The 8,961-nt window shown below is 31.9% G+C and carries 5 protein-coding genes and 1 pseudogene; all 6 read right to left on the bottom strand.

The features are described from left to right. Positions 1-1,307, bottom strand: a pseudogene (locus B5D16_RS11935) (amidase domain-containing protein); the annotation flags it as partial. A gap of 288 nt (positions 1,308-1,595) precedes the next feature. Beyond that, on the bottom strand, positions 1,596-3,707 hold the full coding sequence (locus B5D16_RS11930) for a glycosyl hydrolase family 28-related protein (RefSeq protein WP_078767206.1): 2,112 nt from the start codon (positions 3,705-3,707) through the stop codon (positions 1,596-1,598). Between the two features lie 44 nt (positions 3,708-3,751). After that, on the bottom strand, positions 3,752-5,902 hold the full coding sequence (locus tag B5D16_RS11925; RefSeq protein ID WP_078767205.1) for a major tail protein: 2,151 nt from the start codon (positions 5,900-5,902) through the stop codon (positions 3,752-3,754). Positions 5,903-6,210: 308 nt separating this feature from the next. Then, a complete protein-coding gene (locus B5D16_RS11920) occupies positions 6,211-6,774 on the bottom strand; it encodes a VanZ family protein (protein WP_159444385.1) in 564 nt (187 codons plus the stop codon). Positions 6,775-6,836: 62 nt separating this feature from the next. Further along, entirely contained in the window at positions 6,837-7,802 is a 966-nt protein-coding gene (gene dusB, locus B5D16_RS11915) for a tRNA dihydrouridine synthase DusB (protein WP_078767203.1), read from the bottom strand. 3 nt (positions 7,803-7,805) lie between these two features. Beyond that, positions 7,806-8,585, bottom strand: coding sequence for a type III pantothenate kinase (locus B5D16_RS11910; RefSeq protein WP_078767202.1), 780 nt, complete (start codon positions 8,583-8,585; stop codon positions 7,806-7,808). Positions 8,586-8,961: the final 376 nt, after the last annotated feature.

Raw genomic sequence — 8,961 nt, 5'->3', positions numbered from 1 at the left:
ACCCCGACTTCCAAGATTTCACTTTCCTCATTACCTATTTTTTCAGTATATGTCTGTTCACGTTGTATATCTCCATCTCGTCTTCCATCTACATCACTATATTCATTATTAGGATTTGTCTTAAATTTTATTTCCGCGCCATCATCTAGTCCATCCTTATCTGTATCCATTTCTAAAGGATTTGTAAAGTACTTATATACTTCTTCACCATCTAACAATCCATCGTCATCTGTATCTTCAACTAATGGATTAGTACTCTTTTGAATTTCTTTACCATTCACCAATGAGTCCTCATCTAAATCCTCATTAAAATCAGATATTCCATTGTCATCCGAATCCTTCTTTAACGGATCAGTTCCTAACCCATATACTTCTAGTCCATCACTTAACTTATCACCATCTGAATCAGCCTTGTTTGGATTAGTTCCTAACTCTTCCTCATTTTCGTTAGTAAGACCATCGTTATCTGAATCATCTGAGTCTTCACTATTGTTTTCATCACTAGCCAAGCCATCTTCACTCTCTATACCAACATACTTAGCCCATTTTTCACTATAATTAATACTTGCGCCTTTTCCATCTATTATAACATTTTGAGCTATTATTATTCCATCAAGTGTAAAATAATCACAATCAATCTTTACAGTTCCAGATGGTGCATATATAATTCCCTTTAAAGAAACATATGTATTGGATATTTTAATGTCTCCTGTTTTAGAATACATAACCACACCAGAGCCATTCACATTTAAATTACCACCAAAACATGATATATCAGATACAGCTCCTACAGACTTATTAAGATTTGTACTTCCATTTATATTTAAACTTCCATCAGTCCATATCTTTTTATCAATACTAATATTCATATTTTTTACCGAATAATCTTTATTATGATTATCACATTCATCACCAAACTCTTCGTTCTTGATTTTATCATGAAGAATAATTAAATCCTTAGTATAATCAAATGAGTCATTTAAATTCTCATTACTAGAATCATTTGTATTTTTGCTATCTTTATCTATAATTTTTCCACTTACACATGGATATTTTGCTGTTGAAACAAACTTTCCATTAGTATATGCGGTGCCATTAATCGTTAAATTCTCCGTATTTATTTTGATTCCTAATTCCTCATCCTCTGCATATAAAGTATAAGGATATTTTACGATTTTATCTTTTCCCTCAGACCATATTTGAACTTTTGGAAATGAAGATATTATTAACGTAGCAGATAAGACCCCCGCTATTATTCTTTTTATAATTCTTCTTTTATCCTTTTTAGTTATATTTTTATTACTCATGCCTAATCACCTCAACAATATTATTCTTATATTCATCATCACTAATTATATCAACGCCAGAAACTCAGGTCAATCATATACCAGAATCATTTGATAATAAGCATATTATTAAAAACCAATTCCAAATAGTATTATTTTTATATAAACTGTGTAACAACACAAAACATAAAATAGCAGTAGCTTTAATAAGCTACTGCTCAAATGTAATAAAATGATTATCATAACGAATTTATAGGGGCAGCAAGTAAATCACCACCCCCAAAATTCCCCATTATTAACTTATATATATTAATATTTAACAAGCTCAACATTCATATCAATAACTGGATTTTTAGAATTCGAATGTGTAAACACAATTTTTAAATCATCCCCAAAATCCTCTATAGGAATTGAATATGAATTATTGTTTCCAAACTTAAGAGTTACTTCATTTATCTTTTTATCAGCTTTATAAATAGCCATTGTTACTGGATACTTATCTCCATATGTATCGTCCTTAAGAACCGTTATATCTGCCGTTTTAACATAACCAAATGGATTTTTAATTTCTACTGTTTTATTATTCGATAAAGTAACTTTCTTATAATCACTTAGTTTAACATTTTGCTTGCATAAGCCAAGTCCAGATACAGTCTTAACATATGTTTTATTTCCCATATAAAAATCGTATGAATCATCAACCATTACGCGAACACAATTCTTATCAAATTCTTCTCCCTGTCTGTTTATAATAGTTGAATTATTAACCATGTACTGAACATTCAAATCTGGGCAACCTGTAAATCTTACTCTTGGATTATACCATCCATTTTTTGTTACGTCACCATTCATTCTTACATTATACAAATCATAACAATTATTAAAATCAGCTAAAAGCGAACCATTAATCACCATAAAGTTAGGAGAATTATTACTAATTGTACAACAACAACACGAATCAAATTTTACAGAGGCTGTATTTGGTGAAGCTGTATTTGTTCTAACAAGACAACTACGTCTCTCTAAAGGAATCGTATCATCCCAATCCCTTATTTCAAATCTACTTCCATAGAATAACGCATGATATGCATTTTCTGGACCTGCTCCACCAGCCTGTGCAGCTGTTGGCAAATCAAAATTAACCACATTCCCTGAAAGAGGGATAATAGAACCACCTATAATGCATACACTTGTGCCCTGAGTATAATAAAATGCATCTCCATGGAATGATTCTATATCTGTAAAATCAAATCTCCAATTTAATGCCTGAGTACATGCAAAAGTAAACAATGTACATGGATTATCAACAGTTCCACAATCTGAAATCTTACAATAAGCAAATGTCACCTCTGATAGCATCTGATCACAATATATACACTTAATTATCTTATTCCAATTTACAAATGAACATGATATAAACTGAAGTCTCTGCGCTATATCACTACCATGAGTATTTTTGAAATTCATAAATGTATTTTTATTAGTACCTTTAAACTCAATATCTCTAAATGTTGTAAATCCAAAAACATTCTGATTATCAAATAACACATCACTTCCAATAAAACTAATTGTTGTAGATTCTCTTCCTGCACCACTTACTTCAAACATCGGAGCTGTTGGAAGAGCTGATTCAAGACTTAAAACAGCTCCTGTGATGATGTATTTTCCTGATGGAATAAATATTGCCTTACAATGTCTCCATCCAGGATCAGCGCCTGATTTTGTATTAAATCCCTGTTTATATGCTTCTTGAAAAAGCTTACGAAATGCTTCAGTATCATCAGTCTTTCCATCACCCTTTGCGCCAAATTCCTGTGGAGTTAAATATCCGATTGCATCTCCATCAGGGAAAAGTGGCTGATAATACTCTTCTATAGGAGCTCCTGTAGTAGGTTCTGAATTACCCATCTTAGTTTCTTCTGTCTTAGAATCATCCTTCTTTGTATTCTGATTATTAGTATCTTCTTTTTTCTTTAAATTGTCTTCAATAGCTTTTTTATTATTAGTTAAATATGTAAGAACACCATTCTTATCTGCATAATAAACTGTACCTTTTACAGTAACTGTTTTATCAATTGCAATTTTATAATTCTTCTGTGCATAGTATTTCTTACCCTTATAAGTTACTATTTTTGACTTAGCAAGTGCACCTTTTTTCTGTGCAAAATACTTTGCCTTCTTGTACTTAAAGATCTTATTTTTTACAACTCGACCTTTCTTATTAGCATAATATTTTTTCTTTTTTATCTTTACAATTTTCTTTCTAACTATCTTGTTTTTCTTGTTATATATTTTACCGTTCTTAATATGATATTTCTGTGATTTACCTTTAGCAAATACAGAATTATCCACACCATTAACATAGAAACATGAAACAAGAATTGCCATTACCATAAACAATGATAAGACTCTTTTCTTCATTTTCACACACTCCTTTTTTAATAACACTTTTCCAACCTAAACACTTAATACTTAATAAATTCAAAGTTCATAGCAACTTCTGGTGAAATATTATTTGAATGAGTAAACACAATCTTAAAATCATCAGAATAAACATTTAAGTCTATCTTATACGTTTTATTACTTCCAAATTTGATTGTTGTTTCTCCAACCTTTGTATCACCATTATATATTGAAACCGTAACTGGATAATTATCACCATACTTACTATTCTCAGGAACAGTAATTTCTGCATATTTAACATATCCATAAGGTTTAGTTGTTACAACTTTACCGTTCTTTAACTCAATAAAATTATATTCATCAGGCTCATTCGAATCTTTATTTATTGTACCTAAATTCACAACCTGTCTACATTCAGTCAATCCATCAACAGTTTTAATATACTGTTTGTTCCCAAGATAAAAATCATATGAATTATCAACCATAACTCTTACATAATTCTTTACAAAATTAGCACCTTGAGTATTAACAAGTTTTGAATTCTGTACTAAATAATCAATATTTAAGTCATTGCAATTTGAAAATGTCATTTTAGGCATTATCCATCCATTTTTAGTAACATTTCCACATATATTCATCTGATGAAGACCTTTACAATCTCTAAAGTCTACATTAAGAGCACCATTGAAAATTAAGAATTGTGATGTATCATTATCCAATGTACTGAATCCACAACAGTCGAGCATTATGGAAGCAGTATCATGTAAATTTGCCTTTGATGTTGCAAGTGTGCTATCTTTTTCTTTATTTCCATTTTGATTCTTCTTTAATTCAAATCTTGTTCCATAACACAACGCATGATGAGCATTGTTCGGACCTGCTGTCCATGTATTACTTCCATCTTCTAAGTCAAAATTAAAGATATTACCAGATGTTGGTATTACTGAACCACCAATTAAGCATATACTTGCACCCTGCTTATAGTAGAATACATCACCGTTAAAACCTTCTATATCAGTGAAATCAAATCTCCAGTTAACTGCCTGTGCACAATCTAACACAAACAACTTACATGGTTTCTCAATATATCCACAACTTGCTATCTTGCAGTAAGCAAATGTTACTTCTGATAACATCTGATCCGACCACATTGTGTTTATAATTGTCTTCCACTCAACAAATGAACACGATATAAACTGAAGTCTCTGCGCATATCCACTATTAGTTTTATTCTTAAAATTCATGAGAACATTATCAGAATCATTTCCAGCAAATTCTATATCTCTAAATGTTGTAAATCCAAAAACATTCTGATCATCAAATAATACTTCATTACCTATATACTTTATTGTTGTAGTTTCTCGACCAGCGCCACTCACTTCAAACATAGGTGGTGTCGCAAAATTAGAAAATGTACCTATAACTGTACCTTTTATAATATATCTTCCGCTTGGAATAAATATCGCCTTACAGTGTCTCCATCCAGGATTTTCAGCTCCAGGATATGAATCAAATCCTTGCTTATAAGCTTCTTTAAAGAGTTTTTTAAAAGCCTCTGTATCATCAGTCTTTCCATCACCCTTTGCATCAAACATCTGTGGTGTTAAATAATCAATTGCATCATTATGAGGGAATAAAGGATCATAATATTCTATTGGAGCACCGGGTGTTATCTGTTCCCTATCACTTAACTTTCCATCATCTGTCTTCCCGTTCTCCGATTTAGAACTATCCGACTTTTTATCGTCAGATTTAGAATCCTCTGTCTTCTTATTAGCATCATATTCTTTTTTATCTATTAAATATTTAAGAACACCTTTCTTGTTAGCATAATATATTTTACCATTTACAGTAACAATCTTATCAATTGCAATCTTATAGTTCTTCTGAGCATAGTACTTCTTACCCTTATAAGTAACAATTTTTGACTTAGCAAGTGCACCTTTTTTCTGTGCAAAATACTTTGCTTTCTTGTACTTAAAGATCTTATTTTTTACAACTCGACCTTTCTTATTAGCATAGTATTTTTTCTTTTTAATCTTTACAATTTTCTTTTTAACTATCTTGTTTTTCTTGTTGTAAATTCTTCCATTCTTGATGTGATAATTCTGAGATTTGCCCTTAGCAAATACAGAGTTTTCCCCACCATCAACATAAAAACATGATACAAGAATTGCCATTATCATAAATAATGATAATACTCTTTTCTTCATTTCCACACACTCCTTTTTTACACATCCACGTTTGGTTAATATTTTTCCTATCCGACTTTATAACTTTTTTCTACGAAATCCACTATTCTTACTTTTCATAATTTTCGTTAACGCACGTTAACGTGCAATATCAATATAAATCAATTTTTTTTCAATGTCAACCGTTATAAACAAAAATATGAACAAATTATGAACAAAAATTTCGTAATTTTCGAACCAATAAAAAACAAGTGCAAAATACATTGCAAATTTCCACAATTATTTCGCACTCATTTTATAAAGTTTTATATTAATATTTTTACTTCTTTCTATGCCATATGTTTCTTTGATTTAGATAATACACTAATTATTTCTTTGACTAACATGCAAACTAAATAACCTATAGCTGCTCCAGCTGTATTCATAATCAAATCATCTACATCAGATGTTCTTTCATAAAATAAAAGCTGTAAAATTTCAATTGTCAAAGACATTCCAAAGCCTATAGCTACTGCCTTCCACAATCTATTAACACCCTTATACAATATCGGTAAAATAATTCCTGTTGGAATAAACAATCCAATATTACCATATAAGTTTATTAACGCTTCTCTTCTTGTTTCGTAATCAAATAAATGAATCGCCGGTTCAAGATTCACATCAAGTGGCCATAACTTATTTTTATTAAATATAAGTGGCACAACCTTTCCGTCAACCTTATGTAATTCGTAAAATACAAATCGAATAATAACAAAAAGATTAATATACATAAGCATTAATAACACTTCTCTTTTAAAATCAATCTTTTTATTCTTTCCCCAAACTATAGCTCTTGAAAGAACCCATACTATCGAAAATATTACCTCTCCTGCTAAAAATGATATCTCTAGCATCTTTCTTTTCTCCTTTATAATATTTCCCATTATTTTTCATGTTCACTTCCACGATTTTCACTTTACAACTCATTAACGCCCCTATTAATAAGAACCTCTAACTCCTTAAAAGTCTCAACCTTATTAACCGTTCTTCTAAGAACACAGGCATTCCTTAATCCTTGTGTATACCAGGCTACATGCTTACGCATCTCCCTGATACCCGTATACTCTCCCTTAAATTCAACTTCCATTTTTGCATGTCTAAGTATCATCTCACAAACTTCCGGAAGCCCAGGTCTTTCAATGATTATACCATCCTTAAGGTATGCATTAACCTCTCTAAAGATCCAAGGGTTACCTCTTGCAGCTCTAGCAATCATAACGCCATCAACCTTGCACTCATCAATCATGCGCTTAGCATCCATAGCATTTCTCACATCGCCGCTTCCAACAACTGGTATATTAACAACCTCTTTAACTTCTCTTATAATATCCCAGTCAGCAACACCCGCATAATATTCTTCCCTTGTTCTTCCATGAACTGCAATCATCTTAGCACCACTATTTTCCGCCATCTTAGCAAATGATACCGCATTTACATGTTCTTTATCAAAACCCTTCCTGAATTTCACAGTAATGGGAATCTCAACAGCATTAGCCATCTTTTCAATAATACGACCAGCAAGCGCTTCATCCGTCATAAGAAATGAACCTTCATGGTTATTTACGATTTTAGGAACAGGACATCCCATATTTATATCAATAATATCACACCCTGTTTCATCATAAACTTTCTTAGCCATGTCAGCCATAATATCCGGATCACTACCAAAAAGCTGAATCGCAATTGGATGTTCACACTTATCATATTCAAGTAATGCCTTAGTGTTTTTATTCTTATAAAGAATAGCTTTTGCACTAACCATCTCTGAATATAAAAGTCCACAACCCATCTCCCTACATATAACTCTGTAAGGCATATCCGTAACACCAGCCATAGGACCAAGCATTACATTACTATCTATTTCTATGTTACCTATCTTCATATTTTATTTCTTCTTTTTCTTCTGTTTATCAAAGATTAATTTCATACCCTTAAGAGTAAGTTCCTTATCATAATACTCAATTAAGTCAGTATGTTCAAATATGATTCCGCCAAGACCACCAGTTGCAACAACCTTCATATTCTTAAGACCAGTTTCTTCCTTAACCTTATTAATGATATATTCAGCCTGACCTATCTGTCCATATACAAGACCAGCCTGCATACTTGTAACCGTGTCATTTGCTAAGATAGTCTTAGGACACTCTATTTCTATCTCCGGTAGTTTAGCTGTTTCATGCCAAAGTGCATTTGCACAAATTCTAATACCTGGCGCTGTGATGGCAACATCAAATGTTCCACCTTCTCTTACCAAGTCATAAGTTGTGGCTGTACCATAATCAATTACCATGATTGGTCCACCATAAATCTCATATGCACCAACTGCATCAACAATTCTGTCAGCTCCAACTTCTGATGGATTAGCAGTTGTAACTCTAATGCCTGTCTTAATACCAGGACCCACAATTATAGGCTTAGTATTAAAATACTTCTTAAATGCATTAACCAAACTATGCATTGTTGCAGGTACAACAGATGAGATAATAACATCTGTTACTTTCTTATAATCAATACCTCTGATTTTTATCATGTCAGAGATCATAATTCCATATTCATCAGAAGTTCTTGAAACTCCTGTGTTCATTCTAAATGTTCCAAGTAATTCATCATTATCAAATATACCGAATGTAATATTTGTATTTCCAACATCAACTGTAAGTAACATATCGCCTTAAATGATGTATGTAGAATACACCATATCTCCTTTCTACTACAATGGTTTTATAGTTAATATTCTTAACATCTAGTTAAGATGTTATCTATCTTATTGCTTAAGCTGTATAATGATGGGAGCAATAGGTATATCGGCTTCCTTTCTTGGACCTCGCGTCCGTAAACTAGACTGATAACCAGCTCCTCATTAGCAGCGTTCGTTTTATGCAGGTTGTTTCACCATAGGGTGCATTCGTGTCACACCACAGTAGATTGAATAGGCAATGAGTAAAACTGGTGTATATCCATTGCACTATATTTTTAAGGAGTGACAAATATATGAACGCAGTAGGTATTGATGTTTCAAAAGGTAAGAGTACAGTTTCTAT

The sequence above is a fragment of the Eubacterium uniforme genome, from assembly GCF_900167115.1.
Classification (GTDB): domain Bacteria; phylum Bacillota; class Clostridia; order Lachnospirales; family Lachnospiraceae; genus Eubacterium_S; species Eubacterium_S uniforme.
The sequence above is the reverse complement of the archived record's forward strand: the minus strand, read 5'-3'. Positions and strand labels throughout refer to the sequence as shown.